Consider the following 681-nt stretch of genomic DNA (forward strand, 5'->3'; position numbering starts at 1 on the left):
TTGTGCCGCTATTTGCGACCCCATCACGCACCTGAAGGGTTAATGCTCCCTCTTGGGCTTCCACAGTCCCTGCTTGGGTTAAAGCATCAGCACTTAAAACCACATCATAACTTAAAATCGTGCTCTCTTGAGAGGTTGTGAGCATGCCACCCGCTGTCAATGCAACCTGCTGCATACTGATAATATCACCCGTGTGATTGAGAGCACCATGGGCATCCAGCGTTATCTCCCCATTGGACAACACAGTGCCTTCTTGGATCAGGGCACCGTGATGCGCATAAAGGTCAATTTTTTGCTCTGCCACTAAGCGCGCACGTGATGTAAGCTCTGCCGCTTCCACCAAAAGAGAGCCGCCGGCGCTATAATGTCCAGCGCCTACAGTGAGCGCATCATCGGCGCTCAAGACAATATTCCCCTTGGCACCAATATGGTTGTTTAAAGCGGTGATTTGATTGGTTTCAATGGTCAGATCGCCAAGGGAAGAAACCCCTGTTTGATCATTATCTTGCATACGACTTAGATCAATTGTTGCTGCTTGGATCTTTAAAAGATCACCGGCTGCTATCCGCCCATTCCCCGCCTCAAGCTTTGCTGCCTGTAAGTACAAAGAACCCGTCGCTGACTGTTGACCATCACTCCCAATACCGCTTGCTAGAAGAGCATGAGACTGGAGCTTGATCA

1 protein-coding gene is annotated in these 681 nt (G+C 49.8%); it reads right to left on the reverse strand.

Annotation, left to right across the window (positions count from 1 at the left end; all coding sequences use genetic code 11):
* The coding region (locus ACFIJ7_RS09755) for a hypothetical protein (protein WP_375645214.1) at nt 1-681 on the reverse strand (681 nt) is incomplete at both ends.

The sequence above is a fragment of the Bartonella sp. MR100HLJHH genome, from assembly GCF_042194215.1.
Classification (GTDB): Bacteria; Pseudomonadota; Alphaproteobacteria; order Rhizobiales; family Rhizobiaceae; genus Bartonella; species Bartonella grahamii.